Raw genomic sequence first — 24,859 nt, 5'->3', positions numbered from 1 at the left:
GCCTTTGGGCGGGTCCAGGTATTGCGCGTCTCCTTCGGCCCACGCGATTCAGTCGATCTCCTCGACAACACCTCAGGCCATTCGAGTCGGCTGCTGCTGAGTGCGGGGCAGCTCACTGCTCAGATCTTGATCACGGTGGCGCGTGCGCCGCACAGTGCGGCGATGTCCTCCGGGTCGGAGGTGAGGATGGTGACGGGGCCGGGTGCGGCGAGGGCGGTGGCGCTGAGCATGGCGTCGATGGCGTACTTGTGCCCGTGCAACCCGGCATCGGCGAGCAGTGTGCCGGCGTGGCGGGCGATCGGCTCGGTGACCGGCTCGACCACGAGGCGGGACAGCGTCCATTCCAAGGCCGGGCGGTTAATCCGGGGGTGGACCACTTCTACGAGGGTGGCCGCGGACGTGATCACTCGCAGGTCGTCGGCGCGGGCGAGGGCCAGCCACGCGGTGACCGTGCGATCACGCAGCACGGCCTTGGCCAGCCCTTCGCTGTCCAGGACGAGGGTGCCACCCGGCGCGGGGGCGGGGGAGCGGGTCACGCGGCGTTCGCCCCGCCCTGCGCCTGTGCCTGGTGGAGTTGATCGCGCAGAGCCTGGACCTCCTCATCGGTGATAGTGCCGTGCTCAGCTTCGGCGACGGTGATGAGTTCGTTGAGGTTGTCGCGTTCGATCTGGCGAGCGACGGCGGCGGCGACGTAGGCGGACAGGCCGGAAGGGCCACCGCGAGCGCGGGCGGCCTCCGCGATATCGCGGGGCATCGTGATCGAGTACTTGCCAGTAGTCTCACTCATGCTACCTATCCTACCTCTCGCCCTACTCGATTGAGTGGTTGCTGCGCAGGCGCCCGGAAGCTGACGCCGAGTTCCACCGGCTCGAAAGGTGTTCGCGGCGTCCGTGCCGGTCGGGCCGCTCTATCCGGTGTCAGCCGCGGCGCCATCCGCAACGCCATCGAGGACGCCTGTCCCCTCCTCGAACAGAACCCGCACGTCCCGACGCCCGCTGAGCAACGCTTCACCACCGCCGAGCAGGTCCGCGCTCAGCTCAATCTGGTCGCGATCCGAGGGGCTGGCTCCGACGGCTATGCCAAGCATGCTCCGGAGGGCACAGCGGCTGCGGGTCTCGTTCAGGACTGGGCGGGTGCGGCCGGGGCGGGCAGGGCCACGTCGGGCCGGCGGGGGTCGGGGTCGGCCGGGATGACGTCGGAGGTCTCCACCAGCCAGCGCAATACCGCGTCGTGCAGGCACCGTTCCACCGCGGCGTGTTCGGGCCGTCCCGCGAGGTTGGTGCGCTCGTGCGGGTCCTCGGACCGGTGGTACAGCTCGGGCGGCTCGTACAGGCGCCACACGTATGTCCACTCCTGGTCCCGGGCGGCGACGGCCTTGCCCACGAGGGACGGATCCTGGTGCTGGAGCGCGGATTTGAGGTCGTAGGGGAAGTCCGCGCGCTCCATCTGCGGTTCCTCGGCGACGGCGAATCCTCCCTCGGTGAAGGCGAGTTCGCGGTGTGGCGCCGTCGGGTCGCGCAGTAGTGGCAGCAGGCTGCGGCCGAAGTGGCGGTGGGGTGCGGGCACGTCCGCGAGGTCGAGCACGGTGGGCAGGACGTCGATCATCTCCACCATCGCGTCGCACTCCTGGCCGCCTTCGCCGAGCCCGGCACCGCTGATGATCAGCGGGTCGCGGGTGATGCAGTCGTGCAGCGCGGACGGCCACTTCTCGATCACCCCGTGGTCGCCGAGGTATTCGCCGTGGTCGGCGAAGAAGAGAGTGACGGTGTAGTCGGCTGCGCCCGCCTGCTCAACTGCCCTGTTGATGCGGCCGATCTGGTCGTCGAGGCGGGAGACCATGCCGTAGTAGGTGGCGACTACCTCGCGCCACTGTTCGGGGGCGACCTTGTCGAGGCCGTGGGCTTCGCGGACGGCGCGCAGATAGCGCGGTTCGCCGGAGGGGTCGCCGGGCGGGGCCGGGTCGGGTACCGCGTCGCGGTCGAACCGGGAGAACCACGGCTCCTCCACCTGGAACGGGCAGTGCGGCGCCACCAGCGGCACGAACAACACCCAGGGCTTGTCCCGCGGGGGCTCGCGCAGCCACTGTTCGGCGGTGCGCACCGCGGCCTCGTCGGGGTCGATCCCGCCGTCGTCGGGAACTCGGCCCCGGTAGAACAGGCGGGACCAGACGCCCTCCGGGTAGTCCCCGTCGTACAGCCGGGTGGGCCAGGTCGAGAAGCCGTACTCGTCGACACTGGACTCGGTGACGCCGGGCGCGAAGGTGTCGCCGCGCATTCCGGCCCAAGTGACGTGGTAGCCCGCGTCCTTGAGGATGCGCAGGAGGTTCGGCTCGTGGTCCTTGAGCAGGTGGGTGAGGGTGCGGTGACCCGCGGTGTGCGGGTACCAGCCGGTGAGGATCGAGGCGCGGCTGGGCGAGCAGACCGGGTGCTGGACGTAGGCGTTGGTGAAGCGGGTGCCGCCTGCGGCGAGCGCGTCGAGGTGCGGTGTGCTCGCGTGCGGGTTGCCGAAGGTGCCGACCGCGTCCGCGCGTAGCTGGTCCGGCATGAGGATCAGGAAGTTGGGGCGGGTGGAGCGGGTGCTCATGAGGTGTTCTCCGTGTGCAGGGTCTCGGTGAGGGCGGTCATGCTCGTTGCGTTCCCCCGGCGGCGGCACGGCGGGCCAGTTCGTCCCGGACGGCCTCGGCGTCGCGCACGTAGGGCCGGTAGAGCAGCGTGACCAGGGCGCCGTTGGCCAGCATGAGGACGACGGCCAGCCACAGGAATGCCGTCTGCAGGCCGAACGCGTCGCCGAGGTAGCCGACCAGGAGGGAACTGATCGCCCACCCGGCGGCCTCGACGGACAGCATCAACGCGAAGGCCGCGCTGCGCAGTTCGGGCAGCACCACCGACATCACCACCGGCCGGTTGATGCCGGGAGTGACGCTCTGCGCGGCGCCCACGAGGGCGAACACCAGCATGTACGCCCATATCGGGCCCCAGTCGATCTGGGTGGCGGCGTAGGCGACCACGGCGTAGACGAAGATCGCGGTCTGCATGGCCGCGATCCGGCCGGTGCGCGGGCGGCGCCGGTGGACCCGGTCGCCGACGAAGCCGCCGAGGAACGTGCCGAGCAGGTAGGTGACGGTGACGGCCGGTGTCACCAGGGAGGCGGTGGCGTTGCTGAAGCCGCGCTCGTCGACCAGGAAGGTCACCCCGAAGCTGATCAGGATGAACTGCCCGGTGGTCAGGCGCTGTACGCAGATCAGCAGCAGGGTGCGGTTGCGCAGCAGGCCGCGGAACTGCGCCCGGGTCAGCCGGGCCACGGCGGCCGCTCCGGAGCCCGCGCCGTCCGTGGCGCCGATGCCCGGATCGCGGAGGAAGGCGAGGATCAGCACGCCGAAGACCACCTGGACGGCGCCGGAGGCGAAGAACCCGTACCGCCAGCCGTTCTCCACGTCCGAGAGCAGGCCGAGCAGCGGGCCCGTGATCCCCAGGCCCAGCGCGGCGATGCCGTACAGCACGCCGGACGCGCGGCCGCGGTCGGCGTCGTCGAAGAGGTCGGCGACCAGGCCGTTGACGAGCGGTCCGCCGCCCGCGATCCCGGCAGAGGCGATAGTGGCCAGGACGAGGAGCTGGACGAAGTTCTGGGCCAGACCCATGGCCGCGGTCCACACACCCCAGAAGCCGCAGCAGAAGGCGAGGACGTTCTTGCGCGGCCACCGGCGGGCCAGGACCACCCACAGGGGACCGGCGACGACGGTGATCAGCTTGCTCGCGGCGACCAGCTGGCCGAGCGCCGCGAGCGGAAGTCCGAGCGAGGCGCGCAGCGCGGGAAAGAGGACGGACTGGACACTGGACTCGCTGTTGTCCACGTTCAGCAGCCCGCCCAGGAGGGCGAGTTGTCGCCACCGGCGGGCAGCCCCGGGTGGTGGCGCCTTCGTGAGCGGCGGGGCGGCATGCGACGGTGCGGGAGGCACCGGTGGTACGGCGTCGGTCGGCATCACGGCTCCTTCGCCGGTGCGGGGTATGTGCGAGGGTGGGAGGATCAGCCGTCCTGCTGGGTGGATGCGCGCTGGTCGCGGGTCTGCAGCAGGTGGACCCAGCGTGCGAGGAGCTCGGCGGTGCGCGGCCGGTCGGGGGCGTGCCAGGACACGGGGATGTTCAGCGTGGCGAGGCGCTGCTCCAGGTCGTCGGCGAGGTGGGCGCGGTCGGTGGCGCGCAGGTGCGCGGCGTAGCGGACGGGGTCGTTGTAGTACGTGGGTCCGGTCTGCAGGGTGGTCTGCATGGGGTCGGGCAGGGCGCCGGGGCGGCCCGCGTGCTCGTGCCACCACTCGGCGAGATGCGACCGCATCCGGGCGGCGAGTTCCGGATCTTCGTCTATCAAGCCCCGTGTCAGGTATGGGTCCTTGGTGACGTCGAAGAGCTGCTCCCATTCGGTACGGAAGCTGCCGGGGTGGTAGGTGCGCAGATAGAGGTGGTCGCGGGTGCGGACGGCACGCTGGTAGGTGTGGGCGCCGTGCCCGAGGACGAGGTATTCGCGCGAGTCGATCGTCTCGCCGCGGACCGCGGGCGCGAAAGACCTCCCCTGCCAGCCGGCCGGGACGTCCATGCCGAGCAGTTCGCACAGGGTCGGGGCGAGGTCGATGTTGTAGAGCAGGGCGTCGTTGCGGCGGGCGTCGTCGGGCAGGTCGTCGGTGAGCCCCGGCCAGTGCACGATCAGCGGGACGCGTTGGACGGGCTCGCTCGCGTGCCCGTGTTCGGCGTACGAGCCCAGCTCGCCGAAGGACTCCCCGTGGTCCGCGCTGACGATCACCGCGGTCTCCTCGGCGATCCCCAACTCCTCTAGGGCGGCGAGGAGTTGGCCGAAGTGGTGGTCCCAGTAGGAGATGGCGCCGTCGAAGCCGTTGATCAGGTGCTCGAAGTCGGTGCGGGAACGGATCGCGTCCGGCATGTTGTGGGGGACGGGCGAGGTGCCCGCGCCGCTGATCGAGTAGTGCAGATCGAGAGCGCTGCGCGGACCGTACACCTCGGCGTGCGCGGCGATCGTCTCCTCGTCCGGCCAGGACTGCACGGGCCCCGAGGCGGCCATCTTCTCGGTCCACTCGGCGGGCTGTGTGTAGTTGGTGTGCGGGTCCCAATAGGTCAGGTGCAGATACCAGTTGTCGTCGTCCGCGTGTCGGCGCAGCCAGTCGATCGCGGCACGGTTGACGTCGTGCGCCTCCTCGTCGCCCATCCGGTCGGTGGCGCGGATCGACTCGCGGAAGTTGGCGTGGAAGAAGTACGCGCGATGACGTTCGGCGAAGACCGACACGGCGGCGGTGTAGTACCCGCCGAAGCCGAGGCGCTGGCCCAGCAGCGGCCGGTCGGGCTCGGGGCCGTGCCCGGCGTCGAGCCGGAACTGCGCGGCCGGGCCGAAGTGCCCGATCACCCCGTTCGTGATGCCGAACTGACCGCTGGTCAGGGCGGTTCGCGAAGGCAGGCACGGGGAGTCGGAGCAGTAGTAGCGGTCGAAGGTGACGGATTTGTCGGCGAGCTTTTGCAGATTAGGGGTGGTGGGCCGGTGATACCCGTACGGGGTGGTGTGGTCGGCGCGGAGGGTGTCCACGTCGACGTAGATGATGCGCATGTACGGCTCCCTGGAGGGGATCGGGCAAGGGGGGACCGCCACGTGGCGGTCCGGCTCGCCACGAGTCGCTGAAGCGGTATGCGGTGTTGGGGTTGTGCAGGTATGGCGGGGTCAGCGGCCGAGCCGCGCCACCAGACGGGCCTCGGTCAGTTGGAGCCAGGCGATGTAGGAGGCCGTGAACGCGTAACCGTGCTCGTGGGCCATGGTGTGCACCTCTCGGGCCCAGTCCGCGTCGAGCCCGTCGATCTGCGGCTCGTACTCGGCGGAGACGGGCACGGCGGCGCTCAGTGCGTCGTGCTTGAGCCGGTGGGCCAGCTCGGTGCGAACGACGTCCAGGGCGATCTCGGGGTCGAGCTGCCCGGCGAAGACGAAGCGCAGCTTGAACTCCGGGTCCATGGGACGCAGCGACGGCTCGTACGGGGAACGCGCCCACGCGAGCAACGCCTCCTTGCCCTGCTCGGTGAGCCGGTAGACCTTGGCGTCCGGGCGGCCCTCGCGTGGGTCGACCTCGAAGTCCACCCAGCCGCGCTCCACCAGGGTGCCGAGCCGGCGGTAGATCTGCGGCAGCTTGACGCCGTAGCCGATGTACCGGCCCGGACCCTCCATCCAGCGACGCAGGTCGTAGCCGGACAGACGGCGAAGTGCCAGCGCACCGAGGATCACGTAGTCGAGCTGCATCCGAACCTCTTATGTTCTCAGGAACCTAGCTTCGCTCAGATTCACCCGCTGCCCGGACGGTGTCAAGAGTCTTCACAGGGGTGCAACACAGCGGAAACCCGCGTGCCCGCTGGAACTGTCCGGGCTGTTGGCGGTCCGGGCCGCGACGCGGTAGCGGTTGCAGTACGAGACGTGGCACATGTGCGAGCCGCCGCGCATCACCTTGTCCGAACCGCCGCGCGGGCCTTGGGGGTTGACCAGCGGCCGGGCGGATCCGTGGTCCGTGCTCCACCAGTCTGCGCACCACTCCCAGACGTTGCCCGAGGTGTTGTACAGGCCGAAGCCGTTGGGTTCGAAGGCGTCTACGGGCGCCGTGCCGCGGTAGCCGTCGGCGGCGGTGTTCTTCGCCGGGAAGGTGCCACGCCAGATGTTGCAGCGGTAGTCGCCGTCGGGGTCGAGCTCGTCGCCCCAGGGGTAACGCCGCTGCTCAAAACCCCCGCGGGCGGCGTACTCCCACTCGGCCTCGGTCGGCAGCCGCTTGCCCGCCCACGCGGCGTACGCGGCGGCGTCGTTCCAGGACAGGTGCACGACCGGGTGGTCACCGCGCCCCTCCAGCGTGCTGCCCGGCCCCTCCGGCCGGTCCCAGGCCGCGCCCCGCACTCCGCACCACCAGGGGGTGCGCTCCGGCCGGGGCGCACCGCGCCGCAGGGTCGCCGGCAGAAATCCGGCGAACACGTACGACCAGCCGATGCGTTCGGCGTCGGTGCGGTACCCGGTGGCGAAGACGAAGGCCGCGTACCGCTCGTTGGTCACCGCGTACGCGTCGATGCGGAACGGGTCGAGCCGCACGGCCCGCACCGGTCCCTCGCCGTCCCCGGCGAACCCCTCGGCGTCGTCCGTGCCCATCAGGAACTCACCGCCCGGCAGCGACACCATCCTCCGCTCGTCGCGTATCCGGTCCGGCGCCGCGGTCAGGGGCACGGTCACGGAAGCGGCCGCCGGACCGCCGCCCGTCGGCATGCAGCAGCGTGCGGGGCCTCGGGAATCGCTCATGTCGGCTCTGGTCCTCCCGGTCGTCGCGGACGTCTCCATCGACATCCGCCTATGTTCTTACGAACATACCTATCAGGCCGGTGAGGGCGCGAGGTCAGACCTGCGGCAGGGAGAAGGGGACGTGCCCGACGGCGCGGCCGGTGGTGTCGAGGAGCCGGCCCATGCGCTTGCGGGTGTGGAGGAAGACGGTGCGGTCGCTGACCTTCAGATGCGGGAAGCGTTCCGCGAGGTGCGCCTCGAAGGGGTCGATGGCGTGCAGGCCGCGCAGCCAGACCATGACGAGGAGGTTGTCGGAGCCGCTGACGGACACGGCCAGACGCACCTCCTCCCTCCGGGCCAGCGCGTTGCCCGTGGCCTCGAGGTGGGTATGGGGGACCGCGGTGCGGTAGAGCACGACCGTCGACAGCCCGGCGAGGGGATGGGCCAGGTCGCAGCGGAAGGTGATGTCCCGGTCCCGGATCATCCGCTGGAGTCGGCGGCGTGCGGTGTGTTCGCTCATGCCGGTCGCGGCGCCCAGGTCGGTGTAGCCGAGGCGCCCGTCGCGGCCGAGGGCTTCGAGGAGTGCCTGGTCCTCGGGCGGCGGCCGGTGGTGCATGTGGGCGCTGTACGGAGTCGGGTGCGAGGTGCGCGGGGCGGAGAGTTCCGTGTCGCCGGACGGTTCCATGGCCCGCATGCGCCAGTCGCCGCCTTCGCTGTACAGGGTGATGCCGAGGCGTGTGCGGGTGGACCGTACGCCCTTCAGGCCGCCGATCAGACCGTGCACCGAGCGGCCGAGGGAGGGCAGGTCGGCCGCGACGACCGAGGCCAGGAGGTCGAAGTCGCCGGCCGTCTCGTCGACGCTGAAGACCCAGGGCATGTCGGCCAGGGCGGCGCCGGCGGATTCCACGGCCCGGGGCCGGCACCTGACCTCGACGTAGGCGACGGTCGTCGCCTTCGCGGAGTCGTACGCGCTGACCCAGGCCAGACCGCCCGCGCGCAGCCGCTCCCACCGGCGGGCCGCCGTGGTCGCGTCCACGCCGAGCGCCCGGCCGATCCGGGACCACGAGGCGCGGGGGGCGGCCTGGAGCGCGTCGACGAGGGCCAGGTCCAACTCGGAGAACGGAGCAGACGTGCGGGTCCCGCGGGAATCGGGGACCACGGCTCCTTCCAAGATGTTTTCCTGCAATTCTCCGGGGATTCCTGTCACGGACCGGATCGTAGGGGCACTTCCGGCCGATTCCCAGTCCCGACTTCGGCCGCCCGGAGTCGAAGGAGTGCCGCGTGTCTGCTCCGCCCCCTCAACCCGTTCGCAGAACCGTCCGGATCACGATCGTCCTGCTGTTCACCGCCTGGCTGGTCGATTACGCCGACCGGCTCGTCATCAACCTGGCCCTGCCCTCCATCGGCGACGAGTTCGACGTGGGCCGCGGGGAACAGGGCCTGATCGTCTCGGCGTTCTTCCTCGCCTACGCCCTGTGCCAGATCCCCGGCGGGCTGCTCGCCGACCGGCACGGCGCCCAGCGGGTCATGCTCTGGGCCCTGCTGTCCTGGTCGGTGTTCACCGCGCTGACCGGCTTCGCCTGGTCGTTCGGCGTCCTGCTGCTGATGCGGTTCGCGTTCGGCGCCGCCGAAGGCGTCTTCCCGCCCGCCTCGATGAAGGTCCTCGTGGAGCGGACGACACCGGCCGAGCGGATGGGTGCCAACGGCGTGATCATGAGCTCGAACGCCCTCGCCGGGGTCCTCACGCCGCTCCTCGTCGCGCCCCTGATCGCCGTTTTCGGCTGGCGTTCGGCGTTCTTCTCGACGGCGGCGCTCGGCGTCTTCGTCGTGGTGGCCATACGGGTGTGGCTCCCCGCGCCGCTGTCGGCGGTGGAGCCGGAGCTCCGCGTCGACCGGCGGCGCGCCGGGGGCGTCCTGCGCAAGGGCGTGGTCTGGCGCTTCAGCACCATGATGTTCGGCTACAGCCTGATCGTGTGGGGTCTCAGTACGTGGATCCCGTCCTATGTGAGCGAGGAATACGGCGTCTCGCTCGCCTCGACCGGGGCCCTCGTGGCGATTCCCGGCCTCGCCGCGACCGGCGCGATCGTCGTCGGCGGGCGGCTCGCGGACCGCCTGGGCGGCCACCACCGCAGGGTGATCGTGCCCAGCATGACGGCGGCCGCGGTCACGTTGCTGTTCATGGTCTTCTCGCCGTCGCTCATCGGTTTCATCGTCTTCGGCACGCTCGCCACGACCGCCGTCTCCCTGTGCTACATGCCGATCCTCGCCGTGCCGCTGAGCGGCCTCGCGCCCGAGGACGTCGGCGTGGGCAGCGGAGCAATCATCTTCGGCGGCCAGGTGGCAGGCATGGTCGCCCCACCCGTCATCGGCGCGCTCGCCGACGCCTTCTCGTTCAAGGTGGCCTTCGCCTCCCTGGTGCTCGGCGCGGCCATCGCCCTTGTGATGGCGCTCCTCACTCCGCAGGACGCCGTCTCCTTCCGGGCCGCCACCGGCGCACCCGAACTCCCCACGCCCGCAAAGGAACACTCATGACCGCCGCCTCCGCCGCGCGCCTGCTGTCCGGTTTCCCGGAGCAGCTGCCCGGTCTGCGCGCCCTCTACGAGGACCTGCACGCCCACCCGGAGTTGTCCTTCCAGGAGTTCCGCACAGCAGCCGTCGTCGCCGGACGGCTGCGCGAGCAGGGCTGGCAGGTCACCGAGGGCGTCGGTGGCACCGGCGTCGTCGGGGTCCTGGTCAACGGCGAAGGCCCGGTGGTCCTGCTCCGCGCCGACATGGACGGGCTCCCGGTGCGCGAGCGGACGGGGCTGCCGTACGCCTCCCAGGAGGTGGGCGTCGACAGTGAGGGCAACAAGGTTCCCGTCATGCACGCCTGCGGCCATGACATGCACGTCACCTGCCTGCTCGGCGCGAGCGCCCAACTCGCCGCCGCCCGAGGCGAATGGTGCGGCACGGTCGTCGCGGTGTTCCAGCCGGCGGAGGAGGTCGGCGGGGCACCGGCCATGATCGAGGACGGCTTCCTGGACCGCTTCCCGCGCGCCGACATCTGCCTCGGCCAGCACGTGTCCCCGGCCCCCGTCGGCCTCGTCGGCACCCGCCCCGGGCCGGTGATGGCCGCCTCCGACAGCCTGCGGGTCCGCCTCCACGGCCGCGGCGGACACGGCTCCACGCCCGAGACGACCGTCGATCCGATCGTCATGGCCGCCGCGGTCGTCATGCGGCTGCAGACGGTCGTCTCACGGGAGGTGGGGGCGGCGCAGACCGCCGTGGTGACCGTCGGTTCGCTGCACGCGGGCACCAAGGAGAACATCATCCCGGACACCGCGGACCTGCGGATCAACATCCGCTCCACGACTTCCGCCGTACGGGAGCGAGTCCTGGCGGCCGTCGAACGGATCGTCCGCGCCGAGGCCGCCGCGTCCGGCGCGCCCAAGGAACCCGAGATCACGGCTCTCCACTCCTTCCCCATCACGGTCAACGACACCGCGGCAACCGGCACCGTACTGACCGCGATCGCCGAAGTCCTGGGCGGGGAGCGGGTGTTCACCCTGCCCGAACCCCTCACCGGCAGCGAGGACTTCGGCACTTTCGGCACGGCGCTCGGTGTGCCCTCGGTCTTCTGGCACTTCGGCGGCGGCGACCCGGTCCCCTTCGAGCACATCGACCTCGACACCTTGCTGACGGACGGCCTGCCGGACACGGTCCCGGCCAACCACTCCCCGTACTTCGCCCCCGTACCCGAACCCACGATCCACACCGGCGTGACGGCGCTGCTCGCGGCCGCCGCGCACTGGCTGTGCGCCGAGGACGAACATGCCCGCGACCGACAGGAGAAGTGACGTGCCCCTGGACCCGGACATCGCCGCGTTCTTGCGAAGCCTCCAGCGACTCGACGCCCCCGAGCCGGGGAAGAGCGCTGTCACACAGGCCCGAGCCCGGCTACGGGCGTTGACTGTCGACCAGGCCACAGAGCCCGAGTCCGCGACGGTGGCCTCCACCGTGGTGGCGGGGTCTCTCCCCGCCCGCGTCTACCGGCCGCACAACACGGCGCCCGTGCCCACGGTGGTGTACCTGCACGGTGGCGGCTGGGTGGCCGGCGACCTCGACACCCACGACGTGCACGCCCGAACCCTGTGCCGCGACCTCGACGCCGTCGTGGTGAGCGTCGACTACCGGCTCGCGCCCGAACATCGTTTCCCCGCCGCGGTCGACGACGCGTACACCGCCCTGACCTGGGTCGCGCGGCACGTGGACGCGTTCGGCGGTGACCCCGCGCGGCTGGCCGTCGGCGGCGACAGCGCGGGCGCGACGCTGGCCGCCGTGTGCGCACAGCAGGCCCACGCCGGGGGTCTGCCGCTGGCAGCCCAGCTGCTCGTCTATCCGAGCACGGACATGGCCGGCACCTACCCGTCGCGGGCCGAGAACGGCGAAGGCTACTTCCTCACCACCACGGAACTGCACTGGTTCTTCGAGCAGTACCTCGGCGCCGGCCCCGCCTCCACCGCGTTCGGCGCCGACCCGCGGGTCGCACCCCTGCGAGCGAAGGACCTGTCCGGGCTCGCTCCGGCCGTCGTAGCCACCGCGGAGTACGACCCGCTGCGTGACGAGGGAGACGCGTACGCCGAAGCGCTGCGCGGCGCCGGCGTACGCGTCGAACACCGGCGCTTCGACGGCCTCGTCCACGGCTTCTACGGCATGGACCACGTCAGCCCCGCCGCAGGGGAGGCGACGGCCTGGACCAACACCGCGCTCAAACGACTGCTCGCCTGATCCCCTCTCACCTCCCCCACCTGCGAAGGACGTCCGCATGAACCCGAACGACACCGGCACCGATCTCGCCTACCTCAGCGCCGCCGAGGCCCGACGGCTCTTCGACGCCCGCGAACTCTCCCCGGTGGAGCTGATGCGCGCGGTCATCAAACGCGCGGAGCAGACCGAACCGGTGATCAACGCCTTCACCGAGCAGCTCTACGACGAGGCACTCGACCAGGCACGGGACGCCGAGGGCCGCTTTCTCGGCAAGGGCGGCCTGGCGCCGCGTCCGCTCGAGGGCATCCCGGTCGCCACCAAGGAGAAGCACGCCATCGCCGGGCGCTCCCTCACCGAGGGCTCCCTCGTCAACGTCGGCAACACCGCGACCGAGAACGCCCCGGTCATCGACCGGATCCTGGACGCGGGCGGCATCATCCACGCCCGCACGGCCACTCCCGAGTTCTCCATCGCCACCTTCACCCACAGTCGGCTGTGGGGCGTCACCCGCAATCCGTGGAACCCCGACTTCACCCCCGGCGGCTCGTCCGGCGGCGCCGGCGCCTCCCTCGCCGCCGGTACCGCGCTGCTCGCCTCCGCCTCCGACATCGGCGGCTCGACCCGTATCCCCGCCGCCTTCACCGGCACCGTCGGCTTCAAAGTCCCGTACGGCCGGATCCCCGGCGTAGCACCGCTCTCCGCCGACCACTACCGCGGCGACGGCCCCATGGCACGCACCGTCGACGACTGCATCACCTTCGCCAACGTCCTGGCCGGACCCGACCCGCGCGACCACGTGTCGCTGCGCCCGAAACTCGTCCTGCCCGTCGAGTACGAGGCGGTCGCCGGGATGCGCATCGCCCTGTGCCTGCGCCTGGGCGCCTACGACGTTCACCCGGAGATCGAGGCCCACACCCGCGCCGTCGCCCGCGCCCTCACCGACGCGGGCGCGATCGTCGAGGAGATCGAACTCCCGTGGACGAAGGATGACCTGCTCATCAGCGCCGCCGCACACTTCTCCACCATCTTCGGCGCCCTCGTCCGCGAGATCGAGGCCGAGCACCGCGACCGGATGTCGCCGTACGCGGCAGCCTTCGCCGACACCATGGCCGTCGCCCGGGAGCAGGTCAGCTACCTCGACGGCCTGCGCGTTGAGACCCGGCTACAGCGCGAACTGGGCGAGGCGATGGCCCCCTTCGACGCGCTGATCTGCCCGACCACGGCCGTCCCGGGACTGCCCGCCGGGGACGACCTCCTGGGGCGTCTCGTGGTGAACGGCGAGGACCACGGCGAGCCACTCTGGGCGGCCATGACGCTGCCCTTCAACATCAGCAACCGCTGCCCCGTCCTCAACGTGCCAAGCGGCCACTCCAGTTGGGGTGTCCCGACCGGCGTCCAGATCGTCGGCCACACCTACGACGACCCGACTGTCTTCCGCATCGGCAAGGCCCTGGAACAGCTCCGCTCCTGGGCCTACACCCCGAACCACCGACCGACCGTCCAGCCGACGCCTCTCGTGCAGTCAGCCACCGCTTGATGTAATGCCCATAGCGCCCACAACGCACATTGGCACAAGTCCGTTTTGCTCCTGGCGCGCCGTTGACCTGCTATTTCTTTCCACATGTTTTTGGTTCACGTTATTTCGATGACGCATCACGTGGAGTGCGTGGCGATTCTGGAGCCTGCGGCCAAGGGGGCTTGACCTGCGGGGTTGTGGAGCAGGCGCGTCGGTCGGCTGCATGGAGGAACGCGACAAGGCCCGAGATCCCTATCCGGACCTGATCAGTCGATGCCCGTCTCATCCAGGCCATGTGCAGTGGCAGCTCCACGAAGGCTTGACCTGATTCCGGTCTCGGACAGGCTTCGTCATGTCGTCCCGTCTACGCCGATGAACGCGGCCGCGGCGGCTGCTCCGGGCGGGGAGAGGCCATCACGGCAGTCCCTCACCCGGGAGGGGAAGAGCATTAATCAGCCAAGTGCTTTGGTCCCCGTCCGGGAGCGTTTGCACCGCGACAAAATGGCTGGTGATGACTGCCACCGCCGCAGATCTGGTCGGTGAACCCGAGGGCTTCGGCCCCTTCGCCCATCTCACCGTGCAGAACACCGCCCTCTACCGCCAAGTCATGCGGGCGTTCGTCGTGGCCAAGGAACACTTCGCCGTGCACCTGCGCCCCGAGGACGTGCACGCCGCGCTGCCCGGGGAGGTGCGGCCCGGTGAACTCGACGGGGTCGTCAAAGCTCTGGACCAACTGGTCGCGTGGGGGAATCTGCGGGCCGATCCCGACACGGGCCGGGTCACCGCCGTCGAGGACTTCTACCGCAAACGGTTCATCTACCAGCTCACCCGGGCCGGGGAAGCAGCCGAGGAAGCCCTTGCCACCTACGACGAGGCGCTCGGTCGGCGCGGCTCCCTCCAGGCCATCGCCCTGCACGACATCGTCACTCAGCTACGGGCCCTCCTCGTGCTCACCGCCGACGAACAGCCGGACCCCGGCAAGACACACCTTGCGCTCGACGCGCTCGCGAGCCGGTTCGCCGCTCTTGCCGACAACGCGCGCGCGTTCATGGGCTCGCTGCAACGCACCATCGACCTGCACGAGGTGGAGGAAGCGGCCTTCCTCGCCTACAAGGATCGCCTCATCCAGTATTTGGAGCGCTTCATCCAGGACCTGATCACTCTGGGCGGGCGCATCGCCCAGCTGATCCTGGAGCTGGAGGACTCGGGACGGATCGAGGTGCTGCTCAGGGCCGCCGCCGGGCGTGAGGCGTCCGACGCCGCGCCCGAAGAATCGGAGCATGCCGCGCAGGCGGCGTACGTGCACTGGGCCGGCCGCTGGGACGGGCTCGCGGCATGGTTCCTCACCCGGAACGGGCGCGAGTCGCAGGCCAGACTGCTGCGCAGCCGGGCTCTGGGAGCGATCCCGCAGATGCTGGCCGTGGTCCGTGCGCTGGGGGAGCGCCGGGCCGGGCGGTCCGATCGGTCCGCCGATTTCCGCACGCTCGCCCGCTGGTTCGCCGAGACCCCCGACGACGCGTCGCGGCACCGGCTGTGGCGGGCAGCTTTCGGGCTCTATCCCGCCCGGCACCTCACGATCGACGCGGACACCCTGGCCGCCCGGGCCGCCGCACCCGTCCCCGCGGCCACTCCCTGGGCCACGGCGGAGCCACTGCGGATCAGCCCACAGCTGCGCCGTACCGGAAGTTACGAGCGGCGGGGCAAACCCCGCAGGGTCGAGGACCGGCAGGAGCGGCGCCGTCACCTCGCCGAGGTGGCGGCCAAGCAGGCCGCCGAGACCACAGCGGCACGGGCCCGACTCGTCACCGACGGGACGGTCCGGCTGTCCGAACTCGGCGAACTCGATCCCGCGTCTTTCGGGTACTTCCTCCAACTGCTCGGCGACGCACTGGCCACGTGGCGACCGGGCATGCGGCACACCGTGGCCACCAGCAACGACGGTTCCATGGAGATCCGACTCAGCGCACTGGCCGACGGGTCGACGGCACAGATCCATACACCTTCCGGCACCTTTCGCGGGCCCGACCACCTCATCGAGATCGTCGACCTGACCGACGGGCCTACGCGCGGAGCAACCGACTGATGACCACGCCACTGGCCGAGGTGCTCGACGGACAGCACGCCGCCGAGCTGCGCAAAGCTGCCCGCGCCCTGCTGAAACAGCCTCTCCTCCTCTCTCGAGGCAGCCACGCGGATGAATTCCGGCTGGTCCGACGACACGCTTCCGAACTCCGCGAGTGGTTCGAGCGCAACACCGGCTGGCCGCTTCACGTGGACGCCGAGACCGCCCGGCTGGGGAAGAGCCCCGGCGTGCTCGACGACGCCACACATCCCGCCCGCGAGGCGACCCGCGCCGCCACTCCCTTCACCCGCCGCCGCTACGTCCTGCTCTGCCTGGCGCTGGCCGCCCTGGAGCGCGGCGAATCGCAGATCGCTCTCGGCCGCCTCGCCGACCAGGTCGTCCTCGACGCCACAGACCCTCAACTCGTCGCGGCAGGAATTCAGTTCGCGCTGGACCGCCGCGACGAGCGCATCGACCTCGCCGCGGTCGTACGGCTCCTGCTCGACCTCGGCGTACTGCGCCGCGTCGCCGGGGACGAGGACGCCTATGTGAACGGTGCGGGCGATGTTCTGTACGACGTCGAACGCCGCGTACTGGCGGGACTGCTCGCAACGCGTCGCGGGCCGTCCACCGTGCAAGCAGAGACCACCACCGCTGACCGGTTGGCGCAGCTCGTCGCCGAAACCGCGCTCGACAGTGACGAGCTGCGCTTCCGCGCCATGCGGCAGACACTCACCCGCAGACTGCTGGACGACCCGGTGCTCTACTACGACGAGTTGAGTGACGCCGAGCTCACCTACCTCACCAGGCAACGAGGGTTTCTCACTGCCCGCGTGGCCGACCTCACCGGTCTTGTTCCCGAGATCCGCGCCGAGGGCATCGCGATGGTCGACCCCGACGACGACCTCACCGACGTCCGGATGCCCGAGCAGGGCACCCACGGCCACATCACCCTGCTGCTCGCCGAGTACCTGGCCAAGGCGGGAGGACCGGTCACCGCCGACCAGCTGGCCCGACGGGTACGAGAACTCGCCGCGGAACACGGCGGGTTCTGGGCCAAGTCGGCGCGGGAGCCGGGCATGGAGGCCGAGCTCGTCGAGCAGGCCGTCGCCCGGCTCGCCGCACTCGGCCTTGTCTCCCGTACCGCCGACGGGGCACGCCCCCGTCCTGCGCTGGCCCGCTACGCGGTCGGCGAACCGGTCGTGCGTGAACCGGGCAGCGTACACATGCCGACCCAGCGAAAGGCCCGAGCGTGACCATCGCACTTCCCCAGCCGCTCCGCACACGCTGGCAGCCGTTGCGGATCGGGCTCGTCGACCTCTTCCACTACGACGTGGAGGAGTTCCACTTCCGTGACGGACGCCTGCTGCTGCGCGGCAACAACGGCACCGGCAAGTCCAAGGTCCTCGCGCTCACCCTCCCCTTCCTGCTCGACGGCGACCTGAGCCCGCGCAGGGTGGAGCCGGACGGCGACCCCGGGAAGCGAATGGAGTGGAACCTCCTGCTCGGCGGTGACCACCCACACTCCGAGCGCCTCGGCTACACGTGGATCGAGTTCGCCAGACTCGACACGACCAGCGGGGAGTGCCACTTCCGCACGCTGCTGTGCGGTCTGAAGGCGGTCAGCGGCCGCGGTATCGCCCGGCACTGGTACGCAGTCACCGGCCAACGCATCCACCACGGACCGGACACCACGCCGGAGGGGTTCCTCAGCCTGGTCGACGCCACGGGCACGGCTCTCTCGCGTGACCGCCTCATGGAAGCCGTCGGCGGCCACGGCATGGTGTACGACCAGGCAAAGACCTACCGCAGGGCCGTGGACGAGGCGCTCTTCGGGCTCGGCGAGCAACGGTATGGAGCCCTGGTCGACCTGCTCGTCCAGCTTCGCCAACCCCAGCTGTCCAAGCGCCCCAACGAAGCAGCCCTCTCCCGCGCGCTCTCCGAGGCTCTGCCACCCGTGGACCAGGTGGTCATCGCCGACGTGGCCGATGCGTTCCGCTCGCTCGACGAGGAGAAGGCCGAACTGGCGGCGGCCGCTGCAGCCGAGCGTGCCGCCGCCGACTTCTTGGAGCACTACCGGCGCTACGCCCGTGTCGCCACCCGCCGTCGCGCCCGCCTGCCCCGCGTCGAGCATTCCCGGTACGAGCACCGCCAGCGGGACCTCGTCGAGGCGCAGACCCAGCAGACCAGGGCCGAGGAGGAGCGGCAGGCAGCAGCGGAGTCGACGGCCGAGCTGGAGGAGCAGCAGAACCGGCTGCGCGCCCAGGATGCCGCCCTGCGCGAAGGACCTGAGATGCGCAGCGCCAAAGATCTCGACCAGGCACACCATGAGGCGGATCGCACCGCACATGCCGCGGAGCGTGCACGGGGCGACAGGGATCAGGCGGTTCGGCTGCACGACAAGGGCCGGGAGCGGCTGGGCGCCGCCGAGAACCGGCTGCGTGCGGCCGAGCAGCATGCCGAGGCGACCTACGCGCGGGCGGGCGAGGCGGCGGCCGCGGCTCGGGTCGTCCTGCCGGACGACGGCGGCGACCGCGGGGACGGCGGGGACGGCAGGCTCACCGCGAGTGAACTGCGCGGCGCCGTCGAAGAGGCCGTTGAACGCGGCCGACGCGCTCTCACCCACGTGGAGGGGCTCGCACAAGCCGCGGCCCGTGCCTCGGAGGAACAGCGCAAGCAAGCCTTCCGGCTCGACGAGGCCGATGCCGACCAAGCCGCGGCCACCGCGGAGTTGGACCTGGCCGAGCGGGACGTGGCCCGGGCCGGCGGGGCACTGCTCGACGAGGTCCGTACGCGCGCCCGTGGCTGGACCGAACTGGCTTACCCGGACGAGCCCGGGTTGCTGGACGAACTCCAGGATTGGGTGGGCTGCCTCGACGGCGCCTACCCGGCGCGTTCGGAAGCCGCCCGCGCCCATAACTCCGTCTCCGCACACCTGGCCCAGCGGGCCGCCGAGGCCGCCCGGCGCCGGACTGAACTCGTCGAACAGGCCGGCAGGCTGCAGCGGGAACTGGCAGAGCTGGAGGCCGGCGGTCGGCGTACGCCGCAGCCGCCTCATACGCGTACCCCCGGTCTGCGCGAGTTGCTGACAGGCGCCCCGCTGTGGCGTCTCGTGGACTTCCGGGACGAGCTTCCCGAGGCAGAACGCGCCGGCCTCGAGGCAGCGTTGGAGGCGTCCGGAATGCTGGATGCCTGGGTATTGCCCGACGGTGCGGTCCTCGCCGCCGACAGCCACGAGGTGCTGCTCGCACCTGCCGCGGGCCCGGTACAGGGGGCGTCGCTCGCAGGGCTGCTGCGCCCTGCCGTGGATCACGGAGATTCCGGGGCAGCGGCCGTGGGGGAGGCCACTGTGGCCCGGCTCCTCGCGGCGCTCCGCACGGTGCGGGCCGGCGCTGTGGCCGACGGGCCGGGCGGTGAAGCCGGAACGTGGGTGGCGGTGGACGGGCGCTTCCGGGTCGGTGCGCTGACCGGCCGATGGGCCAAGGCCACCGCCGAGTACATCGGCGAGGGCGCACGGGAGGCCGCTCGGCGGTCACGTGTCGCAGACATCCGTACCGAACTCGACGTACTCGAGGGTGAGGCGGCAACCGTCGCGGAGGCGGCTGCCACGGTGGCTGCCCGACGTCGTGTCCTGGATGCCGAACTGGCGGACGTACCCGACGAAGGCGCTCTCACTCGCGCGCACGCGCGAGTGGCGGCTGCCGCCGAATCGCTGCAGCGGATCAGCGCACGGCGCGAGGAGCGCGCCGCCGCTCTCCGGGAAGCGGCCGAACAGAGCGAGTCGGCCGCGTCCGACCTCGCTCGAACAGCCGAGGACCTGGGGCTTCCGGCTGCTCCGGAAGGGCTGGCCGCGGTGCGGGACGCGCTCGGCTTGCTCGCCGAGGTGCTGGCCGCGCTATGGCCCGCCATGCGTGAACGCAGCGAGGCAGCCGGACAGGTGCAGGACGAACGTACCGAGACCGAAGAGGCGGCGGACCGAGCAGAAGTGCTCACGGCACGTGCGAAGGATGCCGAGAGTGAGGCAGCCGCCGCCGATGAGCGCTTCACCACGTTGCGTTCGACGGTCGGCGCCGCCGTCGCCGAGCTTCAGCGGATGCTGGCAGAGACCGAGGAGGCGTTGCGTAACTGCGAGAGCGAGCAGCGGCTCAGCCGTAGGCGCTATGCCGATGCCGATCGGGCGGCCGGCAAGGCCGAGGGCCGTATCGAGCAGTTGCAGGAAGGGCTGAAGGAGGCGGCCGAGGCACGTACGGAAGCCATCGCCGCGCTCCAGCGGTTCACGAAGACCGGGTTGATGTCCGTGGCGCTGCCCGACATCCAGGTGCCCGCCGTGGACGACGGCGCGTGGGCGGCCACTCCGGCCATCGCGCTGGCCCGCGCCATCGACGCGGGCCTGGCCGCCACCGACGACTCGGACAGTGCGTGGGAACGAGTGCAACGCCGGCTGAGCGAGGAGCTCAAGACGCTTCAGGACACGCTGTCCCGGCACGGGCACAGCGCCTCCGGCCGGATGCTCGAGGACGGCATGGTCGTTGACATCGTCTACCAGGGGCGCGAACGAGCCGTGCCGGAACTGGCCGAGGCACTGGCCGTCGAAGTCGGTGAACTCGCCCGCATCCTGTCCGCACGGGAACGGGAGATCCTGGAGACCCACCTGGTCACGGAGGTCGCAGGGACACTCCAGGAGTTGATCGGTGCCGCCGAACGGCAGGTCCGGGACATGAACGCCGAGCTGGACGAGCGGCCGACCTCTACGGGCATGCGGCTGAGGTTGGTGTGGCGTGCATCCCGCAAGGCTCCCGCGGGGCTCGCTCAGGCCAGGGACCGTCTGCGGCGGTCGGCCGACATCTGGACGGCGGAAGACCGCGCGGCCGTCGGCGAGTTCCTCCAGGAACAGATCGCGCGCCAGCACACCGACGACGCGTCGGGCAGCTGGCTGGAGCATCTCACCGCCGCACTCGACTACCGGACGTGGCACGAGTTCGGCGTCGAGCGGCACCAGCAGGGGCGCTGGGTACCGGCCACAGGACCCGCGTCGGGCGGGGAGAGGGTGCTGGCCGTCTCGGTACCGCTGTTCGCGGCTGCATCGTCCCACTACGCGAGCGCGGGCAGCCCGTACGCACCGCGCCTGGTCACTCTCGACGAGGCGTTCGCCGGAGTGGACGACGATTCGCGCGCCAAGTGCTTGGGGCTGCTGCACGCTTTCGACTTGGACGTCGTGATGACCAGCGAACGCGAGTGGGCCTGCTACCCCCAGGTGCCGGGCATCGCCATCGCTCAACTGTCGCGGATCGACGAGGTCGCAGCGGTGCTCGTCACTCGCTGGGAGTGGGACGGGACCCGGAGGTGGCGCGGTGCGGATCCGGCTCGGCCCGTGCATCCGATTCCCGCGCCCCGGGTCGAAGCACCGGCCGACGGAGCGGAGCCGCTGTGGAACTGATTCCTGCTGACCCGGCTTCTGCAGACCTGACTCCCGACACGGCTGTGACGGTCGACGAAGTACGGCTGCGCAGACTCCTCGGCGACCCCGGGCTCCGCTGGCTGGTCGACCGCGCACGCCGACGTCTGGAGCGCGGGCAGCCGCTCACTGGAGCGGTCTCCCTGAGTGCACCGACCGAGCTGCAACGAGCCGCAGCGGAAAGGCTGTTGGGACGCGCTCCGGGGACCGGACGGTCCTTGTCGGTGCCGCTCGACGCGGTGGATGACCTTCTGCGGCGCTCGGGAATCAGCCCTGCGGGGCTGGCCGCCGCCGTGGTCGCGCTCTGTGGGCCCGTCGAGCTGCTCGGCCCGGCCCGCGCCGAGGAGCAGCGTGCCTGGCAGGAGGCGTACAGCCCGGTGGACGCGCTGGCGGCCGAAATCCCGGTCCTTCAAGCCTGGGTCGAACGGCTCCGGAGCGACGGACTTGTACGCCGCCTCGCCGGAACACCGGCCGAGGCGGCCGACCTGCTCGGCCTGGCAGCCACCGCCCTGCGTGCCCTCCCGGTGGACCCGCCGGTGTCGCTACCCACCTTCGCCTCCCGACTCCTGCGCGGCGCACACGCGCTGGACGACGGAACCCCGCTCTGCACCCTCACCCTCTCCGGCATCCGGGCGCTGACGTCCTTCCCGGACGGAAGCGGGGCGCAGTGGCGACGCGAGGTGTGGGCTGCGGCGGGACTGCTGCGTGACGAGCTCTCCTCGACCGTGCTGGCCCTGAATTTGCGGGGCACCCCGGCCCTGGACTGGATGGCCGACGCGGGCGAGCCCGCCGTCCTGACACTGCGACAGCTGACCCGATTCCCGCCCCTGACGGCGCCGCCGACGGCCTGGATCTGCGAGAACCCCGCTGTGCTGGCCGCGGCAGCAGATACGTACGGTGCGGACTGCGCACCCCTGGTCTGCCTACAAGGACAGCCGTCCGCAGCGGCCGTCACCCTCTTGCGCCATCTCGACACCCACGGCGCCCGTCTGCGTTACCACGGGGACTTCGATTGGGGAGGTCTGCGCATCGCAGGCGCCCTTCTGCGCCGCATCCCCTGGAGCCCTTGGCGCTACACCGCCGACGACTACCGTGCCGCCGTACGCACGCTGCCGGTCGGCCCGCCTCTCACCGGGGTGCGGACCGAGGCCCCGTGGGACCCGGGCCTGCCGGGTGCGCTGGAGGCAGCGGGCGTCCGGGTGGAGGAGGAAGCGGTACTGGGCGACTTGCTGTCCGACCTCGGGTAGCGGGGGGAGCGGACGCACGCCATCTCGGCTGATCGTGTGCGACGAGGGCCCTTCGCACCCCTGCACCCGCTCGCTATTCCTGGCCGTACCTGTGACCGAGGTGGCCGAACAGCGGCGGCGCCGAATGCGACGCGACGGTCCGCCGGAATGCGCCGGGCCCCGGAGCGCGGGACAGTGAGGAATGTCGTCTGTTATCAGCGGAAAACGAGGGAGCGTGCGGATCGTGGCCAAGGGCAAGAAGCTCGGCAAGGGTGACAAGGTTTCCTGGAGCAGCCACGGGCAGACCGTGCCGGGCAAGGTGAAGAAGAAGGTCACGGGGCGTGCCGAAGTGGCGGGGCGTACCGTCGACGCCTCGAAGGATGAACCTCAGTACGAGGTCGAGAGCGACAAGTCCGGCCGCAATGCCGTTCACAAGCCGGAGTCCCTGCGCAAGAGGGGCGGCGGTTCGTGAGCGGGAAGAGTGATTCCGGTCGGCAGGACACCATCGACGAGTTCGGTGATGTCGTCAATATGACGCCCGCCGGTCTCAAGAAATGGCTGGCCACGGACGAGGCCAAGAGCGTCGGCCAGTCCGACGGCGACGGCGAGAGCGTGGGGCACGCTTCCGGGCGCCGCATCGTCAAGCTCTTGGAGAAGAAGAAGGCCGATCTCACGGACGACGACCTCGCGCACATGCGCAAGGTCGTCGGCTACGTGCACCGGCATACCGCACAGCGCCCGAAGGGTGACGTCACGGACACCGCGTGGCGCTACTCCCTCATGAACTGGGGCCACGACCCGACCAAGTCCAAGTAGACGGCCGGTACCGTCATTTGGGCTTTCTGCTCCTCGCGTTCACCTCGGCGAGGAGAGCGCTCAGCAGCTCGTCCGGAGGGAGTACGCGGACGCGGCCGGGGTCGGCGTCCCATTCGCGGCCGCCGGCGAGCGGGCGCAGCTGGATGTGCGGGCCCTCGTGGCCCATGACGCGCCCGACGAGGTCACGGGCGGCGTCGTGAACGACCTTGCCGATCGTGACGCCGGGGGCAGGGTTTGTGTCGGCGGCGTCCGTCACCCGGCCGTCCCCCTTCGGATCACGTCCGCCAGCATCAGGGCGACCGGGGCCGAGCACACGCCCAGCGAGACGAGTGCGTAGCGGGCTTCGTCCTTGTGGTCGTCCGCCCAAGCGGTACGGATGTCCATCGCCGGGAGCTGGATGCCTGCCCGGCAGAGTGCGGCCGCGAGACTGTCCCGCGCGGCGATCGCTTCCTCGACTTTGGGAGTGGGGGTCATGTGTGTCCTCGTACGTGGTGCGTGCGGTCGGGGTGGTTGCCGGTTCCGGTTTCGCTGACTTGACGGTCTGGCTGCCCTGCGCCAATTACGCTGTGTAGTCCGGTCGTTACGAGCATGCGCCCGGATGTGAGCGACTGAGTTGTGGGCGGGGCGGTGCTTCCCTGTCGCGCGCCGGTGGTTCCACACGTTCCACATCGGTCACGCGAACGTCCCCCGGAGGGAGCGGTATGCCGCAACGGCGCGTCATCACCGGCCGCAGTCAGGAACCCCGTCAGCGTTTCGCCGAGGAGCTGAGGAAACTACGGGCCGCGAACGGAACGAGTCTGCGGGCGCTCGGCGAACGCCTCGGCTGGGACTACTCGTTGTTCGGAAAGATGGAGAAGGGCGAGACGCTGGGCAGCCCGGAGGTCGTCCAGGCGCTGGACACGCATTACGGGACGCCGGGCCTGTTGCTCGCGCTGTGGGAAGTGGCTGCCGGGGACCATACGCAGTTCCGCGAGCGGTACCGGCGCTACATGGCGTTGGAGGCGGAGGCGGTGAGCCTGTGGCACTTCGCGGTGAGCGTGCTGCCGGGGCTGTTGCAGACGCCGGGGTACGCGCGCGAGGTGCTGGCCGCGGGCGGGCTCAAGGGGAAGGAACTCGAGCAGCAGGTCGAGGCTCGGATGGGGCGGCGGGAGTTGCTGGAGGGCGAGGACGCGCCGCCGTTCCGGACGATTCTTTCGGAGGCCGTGCTGCGAACCCCGCTGCGCGATGCCGGGGAGTGGCGGGCGCAGCTTGAGCATCTCGGGGAGGCTGCGGACCGCCCCAACGTGACGGTCCACGTACTTCTTCAGAGCGCCGGTCTGCACGGTCTCGTCAGCGCCGACATGTGGTACTTGCTCCTTCCGCAGGGCAGGACGGTCGCGTATACCGAGAATGGATACCGGGGCGAACTCATCGAAGAACCGTGCCCGGTGGTGCGTTTGCAGACGACGTACGATGCGGTGCGCGACTTGGCGCTCCCCCCGGTGCAGTCGCGCAAGTTCATCCTGCGGCTCCTGGAGGAAGCATCATGCGATCCATCGACCTGACTGCCGTGTCCTGGCGCAAGAGCAGCTACAGCAACCAGGATGGTGGGGCTTGCGTCGAGATCTCCGACGACTTCGCCGCCGCGATCCCCGTACGGGACAGCAAGGTTCCGCACGGGTCGATACTCGTCTTCTCGACAGCGGGCTGGGCCTCCTTCGTTGCGGCGCTCAAGGACGGGCAGCTGCGCGGCTGACCGGGCATCG

The 24,859-nt window shown here is 70.7% G+C and carries 22 protein-coding genes; 12 read left to right on the top strand and 10 right to left on the bottom strand.

Annotation, left to right across the window (positions count from 1 at the left end; translation table 11 throughout):
* Positions 1 to 119 precede the first annotated feature (119 nt).
* From IE226_RS18845 to IE226_RS18810, 8 genes are all read right to left on the bottom strand, one after another.
* Entirely contained in the window at positions 120 to 536 is a 417-nt protein-coding gene (locus tag IE226_RS18845; RefSeq protein ID WP_190082435.1) for a type II toxin-antitoxin system VapC family toxin, read from the bottom strand.
* Positions 533 to 787 (bottom strand): CopG family transcriptional regulator, encoded by a 255-nt coding sequence (locus tag IE226_RS18840; protein ID WP_190082434.1) that lies wholly within the window; start codon positions 785 to 787, stop codon positions 533 to 535. The genes IE226_RS18845 and IE226_RS18840 overlap by 4 nt, the downstream gene beginning before the upstream one ends.
* Positions 788 to 1,119: 332 nt before the next feature.
* A complete protein-coding gene (locus tag IE226_RS18835) occupies positions 1,120 to 2,583 on the bottom strand; it encodes a sulfatase family protein (protein WP_190082433.1) in 1,464 nt (487 codons plus the stop codon).
* Positions 2,584 to 2,620: 37 nt separating this feature from the next.
* On the bottom strand, positions 2,621 to 3,979 hold the full coding sequence (locus IE226_RS18830) for an MFS transporter (protein ID WP_190082432.1): 1,359 nt from the start codon (positions 3,977 to 3,979) through the stop codon (positions 2,621 to 2,623).
* Positions 3,980 to 4,023: 44 nt separating this feature from the next.
* A complete protein-coding gene (locus IE226_RS18825) occupies positions 4,024 to 5,604 on the bottom strand; it encodes a sulfatase family protein (protein WP_190082431.1) in 1,581 nt (526 codons plus the stop codon).
* A 111-nt stretch (positions 5,605 to 5,715) separates the two neighbouring features.
* Complete coding sequence (locus IE226_RS18820; RefSeq protein ID WP_190082430.1) at positions 5,716 to 6,282, bottom strand: PadR family transcriptional regulator; 567 nt, start codon at positions 6,280 to 6,282, stop codon at positions 5,716 to 5,718.
* Positions 6,283 to 6,354: 72 nt separating this feature from the next.
* Positions 6,355 to 7,314, bottom strand: coding sequence for a formylglycine-generating enzyme family protein (locus IE226_RS18815; RefSeq protein ID WP_190082429.1), 960 nt, complete (start codon positions 7,312 to 7,314; stop codon positions 6,355 to 6,357).
* A 94-nt stretch (positions 7,315 to 7,408) separates the two neighbouring features.
* Positions 7,409 to 8,452, bottom strand: coding sequence for an Lrp/AsnC family transcriptional regulator (locus IE226_RS18810; protein WP_229871205.1), 1,044 nt, complete (start codon positions 8,450 to 8,452; stop codon positions 7,409 to 7,411).
* A gap of 122 nt (positions 8,453 to 8,574) precedes the next feature.
* On the opposite strand from IE226_RS18810, the gene IE226_RS18805 reads away from it, so the two are divergent.
* The 10 genes from IE226_RS18805 to IE226_RS18760 all read left to right on the top strand — a co-directional run bounded on the left by IE226_RS18805 (position 8,575) and on the right by IE226_RS18760 (position 23,114).
* Positions 8,575 to 9,825: an MFS transporter gene (locus IE226_RS18805; RefSeq protein ID WP_190082428.1), complete on the top strand. Its 1,251-nt coding sequence runs from the start codon at positions 8,575 to 8,577 to the stop codon at positions 9,823 to 9,825.
* Entirely contained in the window at positions 9,822 to 11,129 is a 1,308-nt protein-coding gene (locus tag IE226_RS18800; protein WP_190082427.1) for an amidohydrolase, read from the top strand. Before IE226_RS18805 ends, IE226_RS18800 begins: the two co-directional genes overlap by 4 nt.
* A gap of 1 nt (position 11,130) precedes the next feature.
* Positions 11,131 to 12,060: a LipP1 family hormone-sensitive lipase gene (lipP1, locus tag IE226_RS18795; protein ID WP_229871203.1), complete on the top strand. Its 930-nt coding sequence runs from the start codon at positions 11,131 to 11,133 to the stop codon at positions 12,058 to 12,060.
* 37 nt (positions 12,061 to 12,097) lie between these two features.
* Positions 12,098 to 13,576 carry an amidase gene (locus IE226_RS18790; protein ID WP_190082425.1) on the top strand — a complete coding sequence of 493 codons (1,479 nt, stop codon included), beginning with the start codon at positions 12,098 to 12,100 and terminating at the stop codon, positions 13,574 to 13,576.
* A gap of 490 nt (positions 13,577 to 14,066) precedes the next feature.
* A complete protein-coding gene (locus IE226_RS18785) occupies positions 14,067 to 15,638 on the top strand; it encodes a TIGR02677 family protein (protein ID WP_190082424.1) in 1,572 nt (523 codons plus the stop codon).
* The gene (locus tag IE226_RS18780; protein ID WP_190082423.1) at positions 15,638 to 16,873 is read left to right on the top strand and encodes a TIGR02678 family protein; all 1,236 of its coding nucleotides are present in this window, start codon (positions 15,638 to 15,640) and stop codon (positions 16,871 to 16,873) included. The genes IE226_RS18785 and IE226_RS18780 overlap by 1 nt, the downstream gene beginning before the upstream one ends.
* A complete protein-coding gene (locus tag IE226_RS18775) occupies positions 16,870 to 21,054 on the top strand; it encodes a TIGR02680 family protein (RefSeq protein ID WP_190082422.1) in 4,185 nt (1,394 codons plus the stop codon). The genes IE226_RS18780 and IE226_RS18775 overlap by 4 nt, the downstream gene beginning before the upstream one ends.
* 44 nt (positions 21,055 to 21,098) lie before the next feature.
* Positions 21,099 to 22,319 carry a TIGR02679 family protein gene (locus IE226_RS18770; RefSeq protein ID WP_190082421.1) on the top strand — a complete coding sequence of 407 codons (1,221 nt, stop codon included), beginning with the start codon at positions 21,099 to 21,101 and terminating at the stop codon, positions 22,317 to 22,319.
* Between the two features lie 223 nt (positions 22,320 to 22,542).
* Positions 22,543 to 22,770, top strand: a complete 228-nt coding sequence (locus IE226_RS18765; RefSeq protein ID WP_229871235.1) for a hypervirulence associated TUDOR domain-containing protein — start codon at positions 22,543 to 22,545, stop codon at positions 22,768 to 22,770.
* Positions 22,767 to 23,114 carry a DUF3140 domain-containing protein gene (locus tag IE226_RS18760; RefSeq protein WP_190082419.1) on the top strand — a complete coding sequence of 116 codons (348 nt, stop codon included), beginning with the start codon at positions 22,767 to 22,769 and terminating at the stop codon, positions 23,112 to 23,114. The genes IE226_RS18765 and IE226_RS18760 overlap by 4 nt, the downstream gene beginning before the upstream one ends.
* A 13-nt stretch (positions 23,115 to 23,127) precedes the next feature.
* On the opposite strand, the gene IE226_RS18755 is transcribed toward IE226_RS18760, so the two are convergent.
* Together IE226_RS18755 and IE226_RS18750 are read right to left on the bottom strand one after the other, a co-directional pair.
* Positions 23,128 to 23,370, bottom strand: coding sequence for a hypothetical protein (locus tag IE226_RS18755; RefSeq protein ID WP_373306991.1), 243 nt, complete (start codon positions 23,368 to 23,370; stop codon positions 23,128 to 23,130).
* Positions 23,367 to 23,588, bottom strand: coding sequence for a hypothetical protein (locus IE226_RS18750; RefSeq protein WP_190082418.1), 222 nt, complete (start codon positions 23,586 to 23,588; stop codon positions 23,367 to 23,369). The genes IE226_RS18755 and IE226_RS18750 overlap by 4 nt, the downstream gene beginning before the upstream one ends.
* A 227-nt stretch (positions 23,589 to 23,815) precedes the next feature.
* Here IE226_RS18750 and IE226_RS18745 point away from each other — a divergent pair, with 227 nt between their 5' ends.
* Together IE226_RS18745 and IE226_RS18740 are read left to right on the top strand one after the other, a co-directional pair.
* Complete coding sequence (locus IE226_RS18745) at positions 23,816 to 24,658, top strand: helix-turn-helix domain-containing protein (protein WP_190082417.1); 843 nt, start codon at positions 23,816 to 23,818, stop codon at positions 24,656 to 24,658.
* Positions 24,640 to 24,849 (top strand): DUF397 domain-containing protein, encoded by a 210-nt coding sequence (locus IE226_RS18740; RefSeq protein ID WP_190082416.1) that lies wholly within the window; start codon positions 24,640 to 24,642, stop codon positions 24,847 to 24,849. Before IE226_RS18745 ends, IE226_RS18740 begins: the two co-directional genes overlap by 19 nt.
* The last annotated feature ends 10 nt before the right edge of the window (positions 24,850 to 24,859 follow it).

It is taken from the genome of Streptomyces longisporoflavus (assembly GCF_014649775.1).
Taxonomy (GTDB): Bacteria; Actinomycetota; Actinomycetes; order Streptomycetales; family Streptomycetaceae; genus Streptomyces; species Streptomyces longisporoflavus.
The sequence above is the reverse complement of the archived record's forward strand: the minus strand, read 5'-3'. Positions and strand labels throughout refer to the sequence as shown.